The 19,904-nt window shown below is 30.4% G+C and carries 16 protein-coding genes; 10 read left to right on the plus strand and 6 right to left on the minus strand.

The window, feature by feature from the left end; translation table 4 throughout:
• Window positions 1-39: 39 nt before the first annotated feature.
• The 3 genes from NPA10_RS00505 to NPA10_RS00515 all read right to left on the minus strand — a co-directional run bounded on the left by NPA10_RS00505 (window position 40) and on the right by NPA10_RS00515 (window position 3,453).
• Window positions 40-1,179 carry a J domain-containing protein gene (locus tag NPA10_RS00505; RefSeq protein ID WP_256547586.1) on the minus strand — a complete coding sequence of 380 codons (1,140 nt, stop codon included), beginning with the start codon at window positions 1,177-1,179 and terminating at the stop codon, window positions 40-42.
• Window positions 1,180-1,232: 53 nt separating this feature from the next.
• The gene (locus tag NPA10_RS00510; protein WP_256547588.1) at window positions 1,233-1,979 is read right to left on the minus strand and encodes a glycerol-3-phosphate acyltransferase; all 747 of its coding nucleotides are present in this window, start codon (window positions 1,977-1,979) and stop codon (window positions 1,233-1,235) included.
• Between the two features lie 196 nt (window positions 1,980-2,175).
• The gene (locus NPA10_RS00515; RefSeq protein WP_256547589.1) at window positions 2,176-3,453 is read right to left on the minus strand and encodes a hypothetical protein; all 1,278 of its coding nucleotides are present in this window, start codon (window positions 3,451-3,453) and stop codon (window positions 2,176-2,178) included.
• Between the two features lie 184 nt (window positions 3,454-3,637).
• Here NPA10_RS00515 and NPA10_RS00520 point away from each other — a divergent pair, with 184 nt between their 5' ends.
• Window positions 3,638-4,648 carry a DUF6856 family protein gene (locus tag NPA10_RS00520; RefSeq protein WP_256547590.1) on the plus strand — a complete coding sequence of 337 codons (1,011 nt, stop codon included), beginning with the start codon at window positions 3,638-3,640 and terminating at the stop codon, window positions 4,646-4,648.
• 118 nt (window positions 4,649-4,766) lie between these two features.
• Window positions 4,767-5,846: a M42 family metallopeptidase gene (locus NPA10_RS00525; protein WP_256547591.1), complete on the plus strand. Its 1,080-nt coding sequence runs from the start codon at window positions 4,767-4,769 to the stop codon at window positions 5,844-5,846.
• Window positions 5,847-5,939: 93 nt separating this feature from the next.
• On the opposite strand, the gene NPA10_RS00530 is transcribed toward NPA10_RS00525, so the two are convergent.
• Window positions 5,940-6,395, minus strand: coding sequence for a hypothetical protein (locus NPA10_RS00530; protein WP_256547592.1), 456 nt, complete (start codon window positions 6,393-6,395; stop codon window positions 5,940-5,942).
• Between the two features lie 198 nt (window positions 6,396-6,593).
• Here NPA10_RS00530 and NPA10_RS00535 point away from each other — a divergent pair, with 198 nt between their 5' ends.
• From NPA10_RS00535 to NPA10_RS00565, 7 genes are all read left to right on the plus strand, one after another.
• Window positions 6,594-6,911, plus strand: coding sequence for a hypothetical protein (locus NPA10_RS00535; protein ID WP_256547594.1), 318 nt, complete (start codon window positions 6,594-6,596; stop codon window positions 6,909-6,911).
• A gap of 102 nt (window positions 6,912-7,013) precedes the next feature.
• Window positions 7,014-9,107, plus strand: a complete 2,094-nt coding sequence (gene ligA / locus NPA10_RS00540; RefSeq protein WP_256547595.1) for an NAD-dependent DNA ligase LigA — start codon at window positions 7,014-7,016, stop codon at window positions 9,105-9,107.
• Entirely contained in the window at window positions 9,094-10,413 is a 1,320-nt protein-coding gene (gene cysS, locus NPA10_RS00545; RefSeq protein ID WP_256547596.1) for a cysteine--tRNA ligase, read from the plus strand. Before ligA ends, cysS begins: the two co-directional genes overlap by 14 nt.
• 2 nt (window positions 10,414-10,415) lie before the next feature.
• Complete coding sequence (gene rlmB / locus NPA10_RS00550; protein ID WP_256547597.1) at window positions 10,416-11,186, plus strand: 23S rRNA (guanosine(2251)-2'-O)-methyltransferase RlmB; 771 nt, start codon at window positions 10,416-10,418, stop codon at window positions 11,184-11,186.
• A gap of 46 nt (window positions 11,187-11,232) precedes the next feature.
• Entirely contained in the window at window positions 11,233-12,969 is a 1,737-nt protein-coding gene (gene ptsP / locus NPA10_RS00555) for a phosphoenolpyruvate--protein phosphotransferase (RefSeq protein WP_256547599.1), read from the plus strand.
• Between the two features lie 60 nt (window positions 12,970-13,029).
• Complete coding sequence (locus tag NPA10_RS00560; protein ID WP_256547600.1) at window positions 13,030-13,887, plus strand: DegV family protein; 858 nt, start codon at window positions 13,030-13,032, stop codon at window positions 13,885-13,887.
• A gap of 170 nt (window positions 13,888-14,057) precedes the next feature.
• Window positions 14,058-14,588 (plus strand): adenine phosphoribosyltransferase, encoded by a 531-nt coding sequence (locus NPA10_RS00565; protein WP_256547601.1) that lies wholly within the window; start codon window positions 14,058-14,060, stop codon window positions 14,586-14,588.
• Window positions 14,589-14,676: 88 nt separating this feature from the next.
• On the opposite strand, the gene NPA10_RS00570 is transcribed toward NPA10_RS00565, so the two are convergent.
• Together NPA10_RS00570 and NPA10_RS00575 are read right to left on the minus strand one after the other, a co-directional pair.
• Window positions 14,677-16,761, minus strand: a complete 2,085-nt coding sequence (locus NPA10_RS00570) for an SGNH/GDSL hydrolase family protein (RefSeq protein WP_256547602.1) — start codon at window positions 16,759-16,761, stop codon at window positions 14,677-14,679.
• Window positions 16,762-16,976: 215 nt separating this feature from the next.
• Window positions 16,977-19,094 (minus strand): ATP-dependent Clp protease ATP-binding subunit, encoded by a 2,118-nt coding sequence (locus NPA10_RS00575; RefSeq protein ID WP_256547603.1) that lies wholly within the window; start codon window positions 19,092-19,094, stop codon window positions 16,977-16,979.
• A 259-nt stretch (window positions 19,095-19,353) separates the two neighbouring features.
• Between NPA10_RS00575 and NPA10_RS00580 the strand changes: the two genes are divergently transcribed.
• A complete protein-coding gene (locus NPA10_RS00580; protein ID WP_256547604.1) occupies window positions 19,354-19,899 on the plus strand; it encodes a hypothetical protein in 546 nt (181 codons plus the stop codon).
• The last annotated feature ends 5 nt before the right edge of the window (window positions 19,900-19,904 follow it).

A 19,904-nucleotide genomic window follows, 5' to 3' on the forward strand; every position in this document is an offset into this window, starting at 1 on the left:
AGCGCTACTTTTTTTTGCATGCAGAATTAGTTATTGAAATTAAAGAATTTTATTTTCTTCAATTTCGTCAATAGAAAAATTTTCTTTTTCATAGTAAATGACCATTTGACTATTTTTTTCGCCAAAATTTTTCATTGGTACTAATTTTAAAATTAGATCACCAATAAAATAATCATTACGATTGCCAAAATTTTTAAAAACAATAGTATTGGTTTGTGGAGGGTTTTTTTGTTTTCAACGAATATTAATTGCCATACGTTCTTTTAAAAAACGTTTATTTAAACAAAAATGACAATATTTTAATTTCTTTTGATATTTATCTTCAATGCAAAAATTACACTCAAATAAACGATAATAACGAATTAGTTTTTCAAAATTAGTTTCTAATAAAATCTCATCAAAATAAAATTTGGCATTTAAGTTTAAGCCGCCTTTTTGATCTTCGATGCGCTTAACAAATTTTTTGTATTCATCACTGTAAACAATGACACTTTTATAAACATTTTCAGCTAAAATTTGTTTTGCATTTAGATGATAATGATCAAAAAAATGTTGACCATAATAACAACGGAAATAAATTTCTTTTCTATTTAAATTAGATTCATTCAAAATTTCTAAAACAGTGTGTCAATCAACATTGAAAGCATGACAAAAAGTTTTGATTGCTTTTTTATTAATTTTGACATCAAAGGCATTATCAAAATAACCGTTTCAACTTTTAGTTTCTTCATGCTGTTTTTGTAATTGATCTTCAATGTTTTCAGTATCATCTGCTTGAGAATTATTTCAAAATGTTTTCGTATTTTGAAAACGTGAAGATCGAAATTGAACAGTGGTATTTTGTTGTTGGCTATCAGAATCAAACCCATACACCTTATCAAAAATGGATGTAGCTTTTCCTTCTTCTCAACTTTGGTTTTGGGTATTTTGAAAAAATCGTTCCAAATTTTGATCAAAATCATCTTTTAAAAAAAGTTCGCGATCGTACTTATCACGTGCAACAGGATCTGACAAAATTAAGTAGGCTTGATTGATTAAAACTGTAATGTCATGAGCATCATCTTTTTTGTAAATGTCAGGATGAAATTTTTTTAAAAGTTTACGATATGATTTTTTAATTTCAGCTGTTGTTGCTTCATAATTAACTTTTAAAATTTGGTAGTGGTTTAATTTTTTCATTGTACAAATCTAAACTAAAAAGCAAAATAAAAATGAAAACGAGGTTTCCATTTTTATTTTTTTATAAACTTTTTAATGACGCTAAATTTTCTCTCTTGTTTAGTTAATAACCGAACAATATTTTCACGATGTCTTCAAATTAATAGTAAAGCAATTGCTAATAATAATAAGAAAACATAGGTGATTAAAACTCAATCAACAGAACGATTTTGACCAAGAATAAAAAAGAAACGGGGTTGTATTGCTCGGCTACGACTAATCCAATAAAACCGTTGTAAAGCAGGAATTCAATAAAAGAAAGGAGTTAAAAGCGCAGCAATAATTGAAGAAAGTGAAACATAACTTTTAATTAATTGTACTGCTCATCAAATCCCCACAAAGAATAATCCAAGTCAAGGGGAAACAAAAAAAGTAAATCCAGCAAAAGAAGCAACAGCTTTACCACCTTTACGAAAACCGCTGTAAAGAGGAAAACAGTGAGCAAATGTTGCTACAGCTGGAGTCAAATAAATTAGAAAAGTTAAAACGTACCGGAAATCAGTTTGCATGTTGTTTTCGGTAATATATCCGCTATCTAAAATTGCTAAACTAGTGTAACCAGCAACCAGATAAAATAAATATCCAGCTAAAATGACTTTTCCCATGTCAGCAAAAGCTACTAAATACCCAAAACGCAATTTAGACAGACGAGCTAAATTAGTTGCCCCGGCGTTTTTACTTCCTTGATTTAATAGATCAATTTTTTTAATGTAACTAACTATTTTTGAAAATGAGATTGATCCGATTAATAAACCAATCATAATAGAACATAAGGTCAATAAAAATATAAAAAAATTTGCCATTTTTATTCTCCATTAACCTTTTCTATTTTTTATAAATGTGATATTAACACTTTAAAAAAAGGTTTTTCAAGTCAAAAAAGATGACTTTAAAAAACCCATTTTTATAAATCTAATTATAGTAGAAATTTATTAAAAACTTAATTTTACTCAAGCCTTAAATACTTGTACTAATTAACATGAAACCAACAATATACCCAGCAGCTAGGAAAAAAATTAATGGTACAGCAATATATGCTTTTTGATTAGCTTTTTTTCACATTGCTAAAGCAATAAAAACATAAAGTAAAATCGAAAGAATTAATCAGGGAATTAATAAAATTGCTTCTGGATTTCTAATTGCTAACATTTCAGTATATTTATCACCATATAAAGGATTTAAACTAACCAAATTAGAATAAAAAGGAATTGATAAATTAAAAACACTGGATCCTAAAATGCCTGAAGCTGCAGTTACAAATAAACGCTTAGAGGCTAGAGAAATAAACATTGAAATTTCAGGTAAACTAGTTGCTAAACTAAGAAAAAAACTAGCAGCCGCACTTTTAGGAATTTTCAAAACGGTATCAAAATTTTCAACAATTCCACTGTTTAAATAAGCGCTAAAAGACAAAAAAGGAATCATTAAAAAAATTACAAAAATAAGTAATTTAGGATTAATTTTTCAAGCTCAAGATTTTTCTAGATAAGGAGAATATAAATCTTCTGATTCAGGATTAAACTTATAAGAATAGATAAGGTATGAAAGTCAAGTTAGAAAGAATAAAAAATTAATGAAACTAAATCCACCAATGTTAAACACTTGCCCTCATGAAGGAACTAATAAAAAAAGAAGCATTACAAAATATTCGACAAATGTAATTACTCATAGCAAGAAATTAATGCGAATAATTGGACTTCAATTTGTTAAATAAAACTGATTTAGTTGTTGATTTTCATTAACATTTGAATTTTCATTTTGAGATAACTGAGTGTTTAATTGATGACTAGCAAATCCCTTCTTTTTTTTAAATGGAGTAAAAACTCCAAAGCGTTGATTTGGATGAATTTTTTTATGAAAATTAATTTGCTGTTTATATCACCAAATAAAAAGATAAACTCCAAAAATACTTAAAATAAAAATTTGAATTGCATTAGCACCAGTGACATTGTAAAGCGAGAACAAAACTCCGGTTGGTAAATGACTAATTCGATCAATACTAGCGCCAAAAAAACCAGTAAAAAATTCTGGTAATGAAGTTACCACAGGCAAAATAATGCCACCAATGAAAGCAACTGAAATATTTAATTTAACGGTAATAATTTTGATGTATTTAACAATGAAATAAATCGCAAAAATAACGATGGAGGAAAATAAAAGAAATCAAGCAATAATTTGGTATCCATCTCATAAATAATTTGCAAACGGAACACCACCAATGTTATTTTTGATCATATTTATAAAAAAAATTTAAGAGCATTTTTAAAAAAATGTTGAACTAATTTTTTAAAAAAATTAATCTTTAAATTATACAATATTATCAGTTTTCTGGGCAAGCATTTTTGTGCTATAATCTAAAAACATGCCTTGAACGAAATTTAGGAGAACAAGGATTTTTCAAATTTCACAAATATCACTTATGAATAATCAAACAAAAGATACTCAAACAACTAATAATACTAATCAAAAATTAGTTGAACCAAAACAGTCAAACAATGTTGCAGCAACTAATAGTCCTAAACCAGTAAAAGCTGCACAACGGGTTGTTAATAAAATTGATGAAGTAGCTAAAAAGAAAGTTTTAGCACCTAAAAAAATTACAGTCACTAAAACAAAAGATAGAACTTCCAAACCTAAAAGTTCAACTAAGAAATTTTTCCAAAGATTTGGCAAATTAGTTGTGGGTTTTGGTGCAATTGCTTTGATTCCATTAATCACTTTAGCTGCTAGAGATAATGATCCTTACAATACTAATTTATTTCGTGAAATTACTTCAGAACATGTTCGCAATAATACTGAGTACCAAGACTTACCTAAAGTAAATGTTTCTTATGGGGAATTAATTAGAGGTACTCGTTCCTATAATAACGGGAACTATGTTTTGTATTTTGGTACGGAAGCATGTTCACACTGTGCTGAATTTTTATTTAGTAACGCTAATTTTTCACAAGGAACTCCCCCATTAGGAAACGCAAGTAACAATGCCAGTTGATCTCGAGGAATTTGGGGACAAGGAATTACTTATGCTGATAACATTAGTAATCCTAGTGTTAAATTCATTATGTTTGAAGATCAACCTCCAGCTTCTCAAGATGCTTATAGCGATCGTTTATTTACTTTGCCATGATCAACTAATCAAAATAATAGTTTAAATAGCGGAATTGTGGCCGGTCAATATGTGCGTAATGATCAATCTGCACTAGATTTTCGTGCACTATTCTCATTTGCCAAAGCCAATTATTCCCAAGTAATTGGCACTCCATCTGTGATGGCATTTAGGAACGGAATTTTTCACTGGTATAATTTAACCGAAACAACCAATAGTTCTGGAGACAACAACCAAACACCGCCAACACCTGAAGTAAATACTGCAGGAACAGCAAGTAAATTTATTGATTTTTTAAATAGTGTTTATAATTCCAACTCATAATCAATAGATTGATTAATTAAAATAAAATCAGGAAAAAATATTAAAAATCACAACTAGTAATTTCAAAACAGGTTGTGATTTTTTCATATTTATTTAAATAAAAAAAAGGAGCTTTATTATGAACGATAAAATCAAAAAAAGTTATGACACCATTGCTAAATACATGACAATTGATGGCTTAAGTGGTTATGAAGATGAAGTTGCAGCTAAATTTCAAGCTGAGACCAAAAAATTTCAACTAAATTACCAACGTGATGGTTTAGGTTCAATTATTGCGCACTACCCTAATGCTAAAGGGCCAAAAGTTATGATTGTTGGTCATTTAGATGAAATTGGATTTATGGTATTAGATATTTTAGATGGTGGACAAATTAAATTAAGTACTGTTGGAGGAATTTGACCCCAAGCAATTGTTTCATCAAAAGTTGAATTAACAACTACCAGTGGGAAAAAATTCTTAGGAGTTATTGGTCATACATCAGTACACATTATTACACCAGAAGCCCGCAATAAAGCATTACAACTAAATGACTTATTTGCTGATTTTGGTTTTAGTTCCAAACAAGATGCATTAGATAAAGGTGTAGAAATTGGTGATCTAATTCACTTTAAATCCGAAACTTTTTTAATGGACAATAATTTAATTGCAGGAAAAGCGGTTGATAATCGCATTTCATTAGCGGCATTAGAAATGATGCTTGAAAATCTAAAAGATACATCATTAAAAAATGATCCATATTTTGTAGGAACAGTACAAGAAGAAGTTGGTTGTCGTGGAGCTAAAACCATTGCAACTAAAATTAAAGCTGATATTGCTATTGCTGTTGATGTTTGTGCTTCTCATGATACTCCAGGAGCGATTCCAGGCAACACTAAAATTGGTGCTGGAGTAGCAATTACTTTAAAAGACTTCTTTAATCAAGTTAATCCTAAATTAGCTAAATATGTAACAGATTTAGCTAAAAAATTAGACATTCCTTTCATGAGAGTTGTATCACAAGGCGGTGGAACCGATGCTAGTGAATTACAATATAGTAACGATGGGGTTCCAACCTTAATTGTTTCGATTCCACAACGTTATTTACATGCAGCGTATGGAGTGGTTAGTTTAGATGATTTTAATCACTTAGTTCACTTATTAACTGAATTCATTAAACACTTTGATGAAAAAGCTTTAAAAGCAATTAGTTATCAATAATTTAAATCTAAATAAAACCCTTCACTTTTTTAAGTGAAGGGTTTTATTTATTTATTTATTTATTTATTTATTATTTAGTCAGAAAATGAAAGATTAAGATTTACGATAAATCCGTCCATTTTTTCGCACCATTAATGTTTTGGGGCGAATAACTTTAGGAGTAGTTAGTTGATTCATTAATAAATTTAAATCGTATGCTTTTAAATTCATCATTGCTTCAATGACATGATGAATGGTTCGATAAAAGGTTGATCTAAAACCCTGAACATTTAATTCACGAATAACTTGGTTTCAAGTCATTCGCTTCTGTTTCTTAATATAGAAACTAATAATGGGCACCATACGATTTCAACGATTAAGCGACAATGCTGCTGCATTTTTTTGCGCTTGATCAAGGTCAAGATTAAATTTTTGGTTTTCACAAAATTGTCGGTACTTAGCATCAAATTTAGGAAACAATTGATTTCATTCTTCAATGCTAGGATCCAAAATATTTGATTCGGGATCTGATTTGGATGAATTCTTTTTAGATTTAAATATTTTATTCATGTACTAATGAGTTATTTAAAAATAAATTTTTATTCTTAATTAATTAAATTCAGTTATTTTTAAACGATAATTATAACCGGTTAATTTGCAACTGAAAAAGACTAATATTCCTTTGGTTCTGATTTCTCAATCCGGTTTAATTTAATTATTTGTTATAATCATCATTATACAAATTTAATGATAAATCAGCTTATATAAATGGCGAAGAAAAATAAAAAGCGAAAAATTAAAGCTACTGTTGTTGAAGCTGTTTCAACTACTTCAAACGCTGAATTAATTACTTCAGTTTCTGAACAAAAACCTTTAGAATCAACTGATAAAAAATTGGCAACAGCAGTTCCAGTTGAAAAAAAATCAGTATGACAAAAGATTAGTTTTATGGTGCAAGATAACTGGGAAAATTTTGTTATTTGATGAAGTGCTTTAGACTTACGCCAAAAAATCATTCGAGTTGGTATTACTGTTGCTTTAATTGTTGCAATCATTGTGGTTTTATTTTTAACATTGGGCAGATAAATCAATAAATTAAATCCATCAATTACCAAATACAAATTTTTGTGTTTGGTAATTTTCTTGTTTAATTCATTTAATGAAAAATGAAAAAATTGAACAACAACTATGAATCAAAAACTATTAAAAAAAATTGAAAAACTAAAAGCACAAATCAATGAATGAAATGATGCTTATTACAAAGGACAGATCTTAGTTGATGATGAAGTTTATGATGCTGCATTACGTGAATTAAATTTACTTGAAAAAAATCATGGTGAATTTCTATCTGCTGATTCACCGACCCAAGTTGTGGGAACAACAGCAAAAAATGTTTTTGTCAAAAAGGCCCATCAAATACCGATGCTTTCATTGGATAATGCATTTGATTGAAACGAATTAATGACTTTTTTTAATAATTGTTACAAAGTTAGTGCAGAATTAGAGGGATTTGTTTTAGAACCCAAAATTGATGGTTCTAGCATTAGTTTAATTTATCAAAACAATCAGTTAGTTGATGCGGTTACTCGGGGTGATGGTGTAATTGGTGAGAGCATTTTAGCAAATGTTAAAACAATTAAATCAATTCCTCATCATACACCCAATGGTCCAGGTGATTTTGAAGTTCGGGGTGAAATTTTTATTAGTAAATCAGAATATGAAATTTATAAAAATCTAACTCTAGAAAAACTAATTAAAGAACAACAAGAAAAAATTGCAAAACAAAGCAGCAATAAAGATTTTGTAAATAAGGACATCAAATTACCAACTGTTGGTAATTCACGAAATGTTGTAGCAGGTACTTTGCGCTTATTAGATCCTAATATTGTTGCCCAACGACCTTTACAAGCTATTTTTTATCAAATCATTCATCCACAACAATACAATATTGTCACTCAAACTCAAGTGCATGCAAAATTAATGGCTTGAGGTTTTAAAACTCCTGATCAAAACTATACTTATCATAGTAGTGATTTAACAGCATTAGAAAAATTTATTACTAATTTCGGAACATTAAAAGATCGTTTAGAAATTCCGTGTGATGGTTTGGTTGTAAAAGTTAACAACTTAAATACATATGAACAAATTGGCTATACTTCTAAATTTCCTAAATGAGCAATTGCTTTTAAATTTCCTACAACAATTAAAAAAACAGAATTATTAAATATTTATCCAACCACTGGTCGTACTGGCAAAATTACTTATGTTGGCGATTTAGCTCCGGTGAATATTAATGACACAATTGTGCGTTCAGTAACATTACATAACGCTGAATACATTCGGGAAAAAGATTTACGAATTGGTGATTTGGTTTCGGTTTATAAATCTGGAGAAATTATTCCTAAAGTTATTGGTGTGGATTTTGATGCTCGTAAACCAAATGCAGTGCGCTGAGTACCAGATGATTATTGTTCTAGTTGTGGTTCAGAGTTATTTCGTTCAGAAGAATTAGTCGATGAATTTTGTCCTAATCCGCAATGTCAGGCTAAATTAATTGGACAATTAACTCATTTTTGCTCTCGAAATGCAATGAACATTGTTGGCTTATCTGAAAAAATTTTAATGAAATTCATTGAATTAGAAATTATTAAAGATATCACTGATATTTTTACGATTAAAAACCATCGTCAATTAATTTTTGATGCCAACATTCAAATTAAAGACAAATTATTTGATAAATTAGTTGAAGCAATTGAATTGGCCAAACAAAATGATTTTGCCAAAGTTATTTTTGCTTTGGGGATCCAACATGTTGGGCAACGAAGTGCTAAGTTAATTGCTGAAAAATATTTGACAATTGAAAATTTGCAACAAGCAACAGTTGCTGAATTGACAACTATTGATGACATTGGTGAAAAAATTGCAGAAGCAATTGTGATTTGATTTGCAGATTCCAAGAACCAAATCATTATTGAAAAATTAATTGCAGCTGGAGTCAATTTCCAAACAAAAGCACAACCCCAAAATGGAGAAATTGAAACTTCAATTTTGACAAATCAAAATATTGTTATTACTGGTACGTTTTGAATCACTCGTCAGGAATTAGCTCAAATTTTAATTGCGAAATTTAATTGTCAAGTCCAAGATAATTTAAATCAAAAAACTAATTTTCTATTAGTGGGTGATAATCCTGGTTCCAAAGTTCAAAAAGCAAATAATAAAAATATTCCAATTCTAAATGAATTAGAAGTGAAAGCCATTATTAACAATGAACAAAATTAAAATCTTTGACAGCAAAACTGGAACAAAACAATTTTTAGAAGACACACCCATCACACTTTATAACTGTGGACCCACAGTTTATAACGATATTCATGTTGGCAATTTACGTTCACCAATTATTTTTGACATGTTAGTGCGTTTTTTAAAACTAGTTAATCAACCATATTTATACGTGCACAATATTACTGACATTGATGACAAAATTATTCAACGTGCTAAAGACGAGAATTTATCAGAAATGGCGATTGGGATTAAATATACCGAACATTATTTAGCCATTTTAGAACATATGAATATTTTATTGCCACAAATTATGCCTAAGGTTTCAGATAATATTTCAGGCATTATTGCTTATATTCAGCAATTGGTTAATAATGACTATGGGTATTTAGCTGGAAATGATGTTGTTTTTTCGATTAATAAAGTTAGTCAGTATGGTGAACTTTCCAAACAAAATATTGCCGAACTAATTGCTGACAGCCGAGAAGCAAATCAAAATGAAGAAAAACAAAATTCACTGGATTTTGTTTTATGAAAAAAAACCAATGTTGGTTTAAATTGAGATACTCCATGATCAACTGGTCGGCCAGGATGACATAGTGAGTGTTCTTATTTTATTAATAAGTTCATAGGACCACAAGTAACTATTCATGGTGGTGGAGTTGATCTTAAATTTCCACATCACGAAAACGAAAATGCTCAAAATTATGGCATTTGTCAACTACCAATCGCTAAAATCTGAATGCATGTGGGCACAATCACTATTGATGATCAAAAAATGTCTAAATCATTAAAAAACTTTGTTCTAGTCAAAGATGTTTTAGCTCGGTTCAATCCGGATGCATTACGTTATTTTTTCTGTCAAAACCATTATCGTAATCCGACTAATTTTACTTGAGAAAAAATGACAGAAGCTCAAAAAGAAATTCAGAGCTTATTACATCCAATTCATGTTGCTCGTACTAAATTGCTTAATGAAAAAAAATGTGATTTTACAAAAGTACAATTAGCTGATGAAGTGATTGAGGTTTTGAGTGATGATTTGAACTTACCTAATTACTTAACTTATTTACAACAAGTCCGTAATGATTTGAACAAAGCCATTAAACAAAATGATAACAAGCAAATGACTCAGTTGATGCATCAGTTAATTTATCACTTAACTGCTTTTGGATTTGATGTGCCTAATTTACATACACCAGAAATTAAACAATTAATTACTGATTGAAAACAGTTATTGAACGCCAAAAACTATCAAGCAGCCGATGTAATTCGCGCACAATTAATTGCTACAGGAGTTTTGTAAATATGAAATCCCATTTCTCAAAAAAACCCGAAATCAAAACAAATGAGACCACAAATCATAATTTGATTTTAGTCGGACGTAAAGCTGTAGGCGATGCTATTAGTGATTCATTTTTAAGATCTAAAATTTATCGAATCTATTTAACTTCTTCCCAACAACACTTAATTAAATTATGTCAAGATGAAAAAATTGGGGTCGAAATTGTTACTAAAAATTGATTTGAGAAAAAATTTCGGAATGAAAATCATCAAAATTGTTGTTTGATTATTCGGGGACGAGCTTCATTAAGTTTAGAACAATTAATTACTAGAACTCAAAACCAAAAACGTAGTTTAATTTTATTGTTAGATCAAATTCAAGACCCCCATAATTTTGGTGCAATTTTACGTACAGCAGCAGCTGCTAATGTTGATGGGGTCATTGTAGCTAATCGCAATCAAGTGAAACTAACTACCACTGTTTTAAAAGTGTCAGCAGGTGCTGGATTATTAATTGATGTGGTTGAAGTTAGTAATTTAAATGCGGCATTGGATAAATTGAAAAAAGCTGGTTATTGAAGTTATGCTTCTTTATTAGGTGATGGTACCCAAAATTATGATCAAGTTGATTATGCTGATAAATCAGTTTTAATTGTTGGTAATGAAGGTAATGGCATTAGTAAATTATTAGCTCAAAACACTGATTTTAAAATTCAAATTCCCATGATCAAACAAGTGGAATCACTTAATGTAGCAGTGGCAACGGGGATATTAATCTACCAAATGGTTAAATAAAAGTGTTACAATTAAACTAGTTTTTTAGTAGGGAATTTAAATAATTATGGTTAAAAAATTTCAAGGAATTGGAGCAAGTAATGGGATTGCAATTGCACCTGCTTTTGTTTTAAAAGAATTAGTTTTTAACTTAGAGCACGAAGTTTTTAGTGATGTAACAACTGAGTTAGATAAGTACCAAAAGTTACGAACAAGAGCTAAACAGGCGATTGATCAAATCATTGAAATTGCTAGTGCTAAATTAAGTCAAGAAAAAGTTGATATTTTTGAAGCGCATAAACAACTTATTGATGATGAAGAAATTCGTCAAGAAATTATTACCTTAATCAAAGAAGAACAAAAACCAGTTGCTGTAGCAATTGATTCAGTGTACAACAAATATTTTGAAATCTTTTCAGCAATGGAAGATGAATATTTTAAAGAACGATCTAGTGATATTTATGATGTGAAAAAACGTTTGTTGGCGTTTGCACTAAATTTAGCACTACCCGACTTATTGTCAATTAATTCTGAATGCATTATTCTTGCTCACGATTTAACTCCTAGTGAAACTGCTCAGTTAGATCCCCAATTTGTTAAAGGTTTTCTAACCAACATCGGTGGCCGAACTAGTCATGCTGCTATTATGGCAAGAACTTTAGAAATTCCCGCAGTTGTTTCATTAAAAAATATTACTGATGTTGTTACTAATAATGTTTTGTTAGGCATGAATGGTAGTAACGGAGTGGTCGAAGTTATCAATGATGATGCTACCAAAGATGCTTGATTAAAACAGCAAAAGAATTTTGGCGAATATTTATCTAGCTTAGAAAAATATAAAACTCAAGAAGTTACTACAACTGATGGGGTTAAAGTTTTAATTGAAGGTAACATTGGCCATCCTCATGATGTTGAAAAAGTTCTGAGCAATGGAGGGCAAGGAATTGGTTTATTTCGTAGTGAATTTTTATACATGGAAGCTAATAATTGACCAACTGAAGACGAGCAGTATCAAAGTTATAAACAGGCTTTAGAGAAGATGGGTGATAAAGTAGTTATCATTCGTACTTTAGACATTGGTGGAGACAAACATCTAAATTATTTTGATTTTCCCCAAGAAATGAACCCGTTTTTAGGTTATCGAGCTTTGCGTTTATCTTTGGATAAACGTGATGTTTTTGAAACCCAACTACGAGCTTTGTTACGCGCTTCTGTTTATGGGAAATTAGGAATTATGTTTCCAATGGTGGCGACTGTAGAAGAATTTTTAACTGCTAAAAATTTGACTTTAAAATTAGCCAATGATTTGCGTCAAGAAGGTTTTCAAGTTGCAGATAACTTTGAAATTGGCATGATGATTGAAATTCCTACTGCAGCAGTTTTAGCTGAAACTTTTGCTAAACATGCTGATTTTTTCTCTATTGGTTCAAATGACTTAATTCAATATAGTTTAGCAGTGGATCGAATGAGTGAGGATGTCAACTATTTATACCAACCAAACTTTCCAGGTTTGTTATCGATGATTAAAATTGCAATTGATGGGTGTCATCGGGGTAAAAAAATCATTGGTATGTGTGGGGAAATGGCTGGAGAAATTTTATCTGTGCCATTATTAATGGGAATGGGATTAGATGCATTTTCAATGTCTGCTTCTTCAATTCCCCAAATTAAATACCTTGTTTCCAAAATTAGTATGAAAGATTGTCAAGAATTAGCTGCTAAAGCCTTAACTCTAGAAAGTGAAGTTGAAGTTAATCAATTAGTTAAAAAATTCTTGAATGAAAATAATGTTGTTTGGTATTAAAATAGCAAACAAATTTGATTAATCAATTCGAACGAATTGAAAACTGAAAGGATTGTTTAAATGAACAAAAAGATTTGCATTATGACCGATACTTCTTCTACAATGAATGAAGAAACCGCAAAAAAACATGGAATTGTCCTATTGCCCTTAAACATGATTGATGAAGCAGGATTTGACCATTTCAATAATTTGTCATTAGAAGTGATTGGTCGAAGAATGGAAAGTGGTGAGTTTTTAAGAACCAGTACTACTCCTATTGGCTTATTTGTGCAAACAATTGAGGATTTATTTAAACAATACGAAAAAATTATTTATTTGACACTTTCTTCAAAAATTTCTAGTCAATTTTCCCAATCTTTAAATATTTTAAAAACCGAATTTGGCAATGATAATTTATTGGTATTTGATTCGGCTAATTCTGGGTATGGTTTAGAAGTTTTAGCAACTCAGTTAGCTGAGCAAGTGAATAAACCAGATTTCAAAATTGAGCAAGTTAGCGAATTGATTCGGGATTTTCGCACTAAGAATTTTAGTTATTTCACCTGTGAAAATATTAAATACATTGCTCGAAGTGGTCGGGGTGGTAAAAAGATCTTAAAATATTTTGGCAAAATTATTCGTCCAGTTATTTTATTTACTGATGAAAATTCTCTAGAAACCATTTCTCGAACTCTAGAGGGTGCCATTGCTAAAATGGTAGCAGCAATTGCTAAACGGTTAAATACTAACCAGAGTATCATTAAAAAGATTGTTATTTACAATGGTTTGGGTAAACCAGAAATTATTCAAAACTTAGTTAGTTTAATTAATGAAAAACTAGAATATGCTGTAGATACAATTGGCATAGTTGATGTCCCTAAAGTGGTGTTTGTTCATACTGGGCCCCAAACTTATGGAGTTTATGTTGAAACGCTTTAAAAAACCTTTATTGAAACCATCATTCTACAAAACTCCACTGCATTAGTGGGGTTTTATTTTTGAAATATCGATAATAAAGTTTTAGTTTGACTTTTATTTAATTTTCAAAATAAATTGGTTTAAAATTTAGTTCTGTGACAAAATTAGCGATCAACAAAACCAATTAAAAAATGGAAAAAAAATACTTAGATCAAATTTATCAAGAAATTATTAACGTTCCTGATTTCCCGATTAAAGGGATTAATTTTAGAGATATTACCCCATTATTTTTAAAACCAAAGTTGTTTAAAAAAATCATTCAAGAATTAGCTAATTTTGCTCGAACTATTCAGGCCGACATTATTTTAGCTCCTGAATCCCGAGGATTTTTATTTGGACTTCCGGTTGCTTTAGAAACCAATTTAGGTTTCGTGTTAGCACGCAAACCAAATAAATTACCCCGCGAAACGGTTAGTGAATCTTGTACTCTAGAATATGGCACTACAACCTTTCATGTTCATAAAGATGCAATTCAACCAGGTCAACGAGTTTTAATTCTGGATGATTTGTTAGCAACAGGTGGAACCACTAACTGTTTGGAAAATTTAATTCGTAAACTTGGCGGCATTCCTGTAGGAAGCGCTTATTGTGTAGAATTAGCTTCACTCAAAGGTCGAAAAAATCTAAGTGGTGAAATTTTAGTTGTCGCTAGTTTTGAATAAATTTGTAATTAATTAGACTGGCTAGAAAAGATAAAAAAAGACTTCAGAAATACTCTGAAGTCTTTTTTTATTATCTTGGATAAATGTATTATTTAGATGCAGTTTGAGTAGCTGCAACAGGTGCTGTTGCTGTCACGGAAGCACTAGTTGTGGTTGTTCCGCCACTTGTTGTGCTAAAACTAGTATAAAAATTTTTCAAAAGAGTTACATTCTTTTCTGACCATTGCTTGACTAAATCAGCAGTCGAACTAGCGTTCATATATTGAGATTTAGTTGAATCAGTAAAAAGATCAGTTGCTACTTTTTCAATTCAATCTGCAATTTTATCGTCTAAATTACTTGCTTTTTGATATTCACTTAATTTAGCGTTTGACCCATTAGTTTGAAGTTCAGTGTGATTTGTCCCTGTTGTTGAGTGCAATTCAAGAAGAGCAGCATTGAATGCAGTGAAGAATTCAACGAATTGATTTTTAATGTTTCTAGTTAAATATTTATTGATTGCACCATTCTTTTTAAAAGCATTTGAAAAATTATGAGAAGTATCATTTTTGAAAAAATTACTGTTCAATAAATTTTTCATTGCCACTAGAATAGTGGTTAAACTTTTTGCATTTAAAGTTTTAGCGTTCAATAAGTGAAAACCATCTTTTAAGTTTTCATTAGTTAAACGTTGATCACCATATTTATCTAAACTATGTTCCAAATTAGTTACCAGTAAATCAGTTAAATCAGGATGAGACACTAATCAAGTTGCAAAATTTCTATAGGTACCGTTACTTCCTAAAAAACTGTTTCAAGTAGTTTCGGTTTCAAGGCCCATTCAAACTTTGAAAAGTTTATCGTATAAATTGTAACCACCAGTTTTAACTAAAGTAACAAAAGAAGAACCGCGTTTATTTAAATTAAAAACATCGACTAATGCAGGATTATTTTCTAATGGTGTTTGAGTTTTGATTGTTGTTTGTCCTGGTACTCCAGCTACAGTACGAACTAAATCTCTTTCATCTAAATCAGAATGTAAAAATTGTTTAAAACCTTTGACATCAGTTCGCAAGTATTGTTCATCTCACAATGGATTTAAGGTATTTCAATTTTTTACCTGTGCATCAGCTTCACTGTCTTGTTTTAAAGTTAACTTTAAGAAAATGTCTTGTGCCATTTTTTTATGACCATACATAGTTGGGTGAATATCAAATAAATTATGGGCATAAACTGTAGCATTTTTATTTCAATCATTAGGATCATCGACATTTATTCAATCAACATTAGCTTTTTTTGCCACGTCTTTAATGATTGTTTGATTAACTAAATTAAGAATGTATTGAGTTGCTTCTTTATCCTTTAAAAAAGAACTTAGAATGCTTCCAATATTAAAACCGATACTACGACTACCACTTGAACTAGAAGTACCACCACCAAGAGCTAAATTATTAACTAAATTGTTTAAAGCATTACTAATACGAATTAATGGCATTGGATAACCTGTTAAAACAATTCTAGCTTTGGGGTTTAATTCTTTAATTCTTGCAATTAAATCTTCATAACTTTTAATGATTTTTCTATTAGTACTACCCAATTTTAAATACAATGATGGTAAATTACTAGTATCAGCTAAATCAGTCAATGGAATTTCAGCAAAAAAATCATTTGCAGCTAATGAAACAGTAATTAAGTCAGCATTTTGAACTTTCTCTAAAATTTTGTTATATTGACCTGTGCTAAAATCACCAAAGTATTTAGGTAGACGATCCTTAAACGGACTATTTAAATCAGCATTAGTTTTTTGAACAAAGTTAAAATAATCACTTCGAGATTTCACATCATAACCTTCTGGTGTTTTATTTAAAAAATGTAACCAGTCAGTTGTACGTGCTCCAGAAATAGCTAGATTTGTGTAATCTTCTAATTTTTCAACTGAGTTTTGATTAATATAATGAGCTAAGAATGACGGATAACTTCAACCATTGACTGCATTAGTGCTTTGATTAAAATTTCCGCTAGTTTCTAAACCACCTAAATCAGCATTATATCCAGCAGCTACTGAATCACCAATTGCAACATAATTCACTTTGGTTGGATTATTAGCTTCGGATAAACCAGAACAAGCAGATAAAATCAATCCAGAAATTATGCTTAATGGTAGTCAAACTCCCTTTAATTTTTTGAATTTCAACTTAGACCTCTTTTCAACCCAATTTAGAACCTAAATCAAGTTTATTATTCATGTTTTGAAAATTAATTTTTTCCAATTAAATCCCATCTATTATACGAGAAGAATGAATTTTTTTAGAGAAAACTTTTTGGTTAGGATTTGACAAGAAAAAAGACAATGTTAGTATATAACATTGTCTTTCTGTATTAATAAAATAAAATCTGATTTACAGTGAATTATTCGGGGATTAATATCAATTCTTGTTTTTGTTTGTCCCAATCTAATAAATACTTTTTCTCTTTCACCAATTCATCATTAATGATTTTTTGGGATAATAAATTTTCAACATGAGTTTGAATAAAGCGCTTAATTGGTCGGGCTCCGTAATTAATATCATAACTGCGTTCAATAATATGATGAACTGTTTCATGGGTGAAAGTTAGATAATAATGGTCTTTTTTCATGCGTCGAATTAGTTCGTTCATGAATTTTTTCACAATTTCAAACATCACATTGGATTCTAATTTATTAAAAATGATGATTTCATCTAAACGATTAATAAATTCGGGTCGTAAATAGCGACGCATTTCACCTAAAGCTTTTTCAGGTTCATTATCCAAAATGTATTTAGCTCCAATATTTGAGGTCAAAATTAAAATGGTATTTTTAAAATTAATTAACCGTCCTTGACCATCTTTAATTTCTCCATGATCTAGAATTTGTAATAACAAATTCAAAACATCAGAGTGCGCTTTTTCAATTTCATCTAAAAGAATTACAGAATAGGGATTGCGTCGAACTGATTCAGTTAATAATCCAGCTTGATCATAACCAACATATCCAGGAGGAGCACCAACTAATTTAGAAATAGAATGTTTTTCCATGTATTCAGACATATCGATGCGTACCATTTTGCGTTTGCTATCGAATAAAGCAAAAGCTAATGCCCGTGCAACTTCGGTTTTACCAACCCCAGTTGGACCTAAAAACAAGAAAGAACCAATTGGTTTATCTGGATCATTAATACCTACTCGTCCCCGTAAAACAGCATTAGTCACTAATTCAATTGCATTATCTTGACCCTTAATTTCTTTTTTTAACGTGTCTCGTAAGTGCAATAATTTTTCTTTTTCAGATTCAACAATTTTTTGTAAGGGAACTCCGATTGCATCAGAGATAACGGCTGCAATTTCTTCTTCAGTTACTTTATCTTTAACTAATTTAGAAGATTTTTGTAAATGTTCATCAATGGCTTTGATTTCACGTTCTAAATTTGGCAAAGTAACATACAGTAGTTTAGATGCTTCTTCGAATTTAGCTTCAATTTGATAACGTTCAATTGCTAATTTAACTTTATCAATTTGTTCTTTATATTTCTGCAGTTTCTTATGTAATTCTTTTTCGTTTTTTCATCGTTCTTGAATGATGGCTTGACGATCTTTAGATTCAATTAAGCGTTTATCGACTTCTTGTAAACGTTCCCGACTGTTTTCAGTATCCTCTTGAGCTAAAGCAGCTCGTTCGGTTTCTAAGTGAATGATTTCACGGTTTAAAACATCTAATTCTTTTGGTTGGGAATGCATATCGGTTTTGATTCGGGCTGCAGCCTCATCAATTAAATCAATGGCTTTATCGGGCAACATGCGATCAGTAATGTACCGATCAGATAAATTAACTGCAGCAACAATCGCTGAATCTAAAATTTTTACCCCGTGAAATAGTTCTCAACGTTCTTTTAATCCCCGCATGATTGTGATGGTTTCATTTTTAGATGGTTCGTTAACCAAAATTTTTTGCATGCGACGTTCTAAAGCGCCATCTTTTTCAATATAGTTACGATATTCATTCAAAGTAGTAGCACCAATGATTTTAAAATCACCCCGAGCCATTAGTGGTTTTAAAATATTGGCTGCATCCATTGCGCCACTAGTTCGTCCTGCACCTACTAATTGGTGAATTTCATCGATGAATAAAATAATTTTGCCTTCTGATTCTTGCACTTGTTTAATTAGTTTATTCATGCGTTCTTCAAATTGACCTTGAAAAGAAGCTCCAGATAGAATATTAGACAATGAAATTTCATAAACTTCTTTATCCAATAAATTAGTTGGCACATCTTTAGCAACAATCCGTTGAACAAATCCTTCAACAATAGCGGTCTTACCTACACCTGGTTCACCAATTAAAATGGGATTATTTTTAGATTTACGGGAGATAATTTCAATCAACCGGCGAATCTCGTTTTCCCGACCAATAACTGGATCAATTTTATTATTAGCAACTTCTTTATTCAAGTTTCTCCCAAACTCTTCTAAAGGTGGTAAGTCACTACTTTTTTTGAAGTTAAAATCCATATCTTGACTCCTTGTTTAGTTTTCTAATGTTTCCTAAAACACTAATAATTCTACCATAATTTTGCCAAAATTAGCAATCTAACCTATCGACTGCTAATTAAGTTAAACTGCCTTTACACCAATTTTTCAGTTGAAAAAGTCGAATATTCAAGTAGAAATCAGCAGAAACACCACGGATTAGCAGCGCTTAAAATTGTTAATGTATTATAATTAGCATTTAATGTATTGAAGCTAATTAGAGTTGGGAGGTGAGGTAATTTTGAAGCAAAATAAGAAAAAAACCCCTAATTTCACCCAAAACCGGGGATTGAGAACCAAACAATTTCTAAAAGACCAATGAGCTAAAACTGATAAGTGAAAATTATCGTTTTCATGAATAGCTAGTTTGATTGTGTTTTGATTTATTACCTTATATCCAGTCATTCATCGTAACTTTTCGTGAATTAATACTTTATCCACAGCATCAGCCATTTTAGTGGGCATTAATTTTTTGATTTTTGCTAATCGTTATTTAGTTTTCAGTTTTTGGTTTGCAATTGGAATTCAAGCGCTGAAAAAATTGAAACTAGGAAACAGACGTTTAAGATCTAGTTGAACCCACCAATCCGGAGGAAATATACATCATTCAGGGACAAAGGGTTTTGGTTCAAATCACCAAAAAAATCAAGAAAAACCCTTTACCTTAGAAGCTTATAGTCAAGTTTTGAGAGAGAAATCAATCATCCCTTGTTTATCGATTGGTTTGGTCTATTTAATTGTTTTGATAATTACAATTATTGTGGGCTTGAGTATGGGGATTATTTAAAAAAA

The sequence above is a fragment of the Mycoplasmoides fastidiosum genome (assembly GCF_024498275.1).
In the GTDB taxonomy this organism is placed as follows: Bacteria; Bacillota_I; Bacilli_A; order Mycoplasmatales; family Mycoplasmoidaceae; genus Mycoplasma_N; species Mycoplasma_N fastidiosum.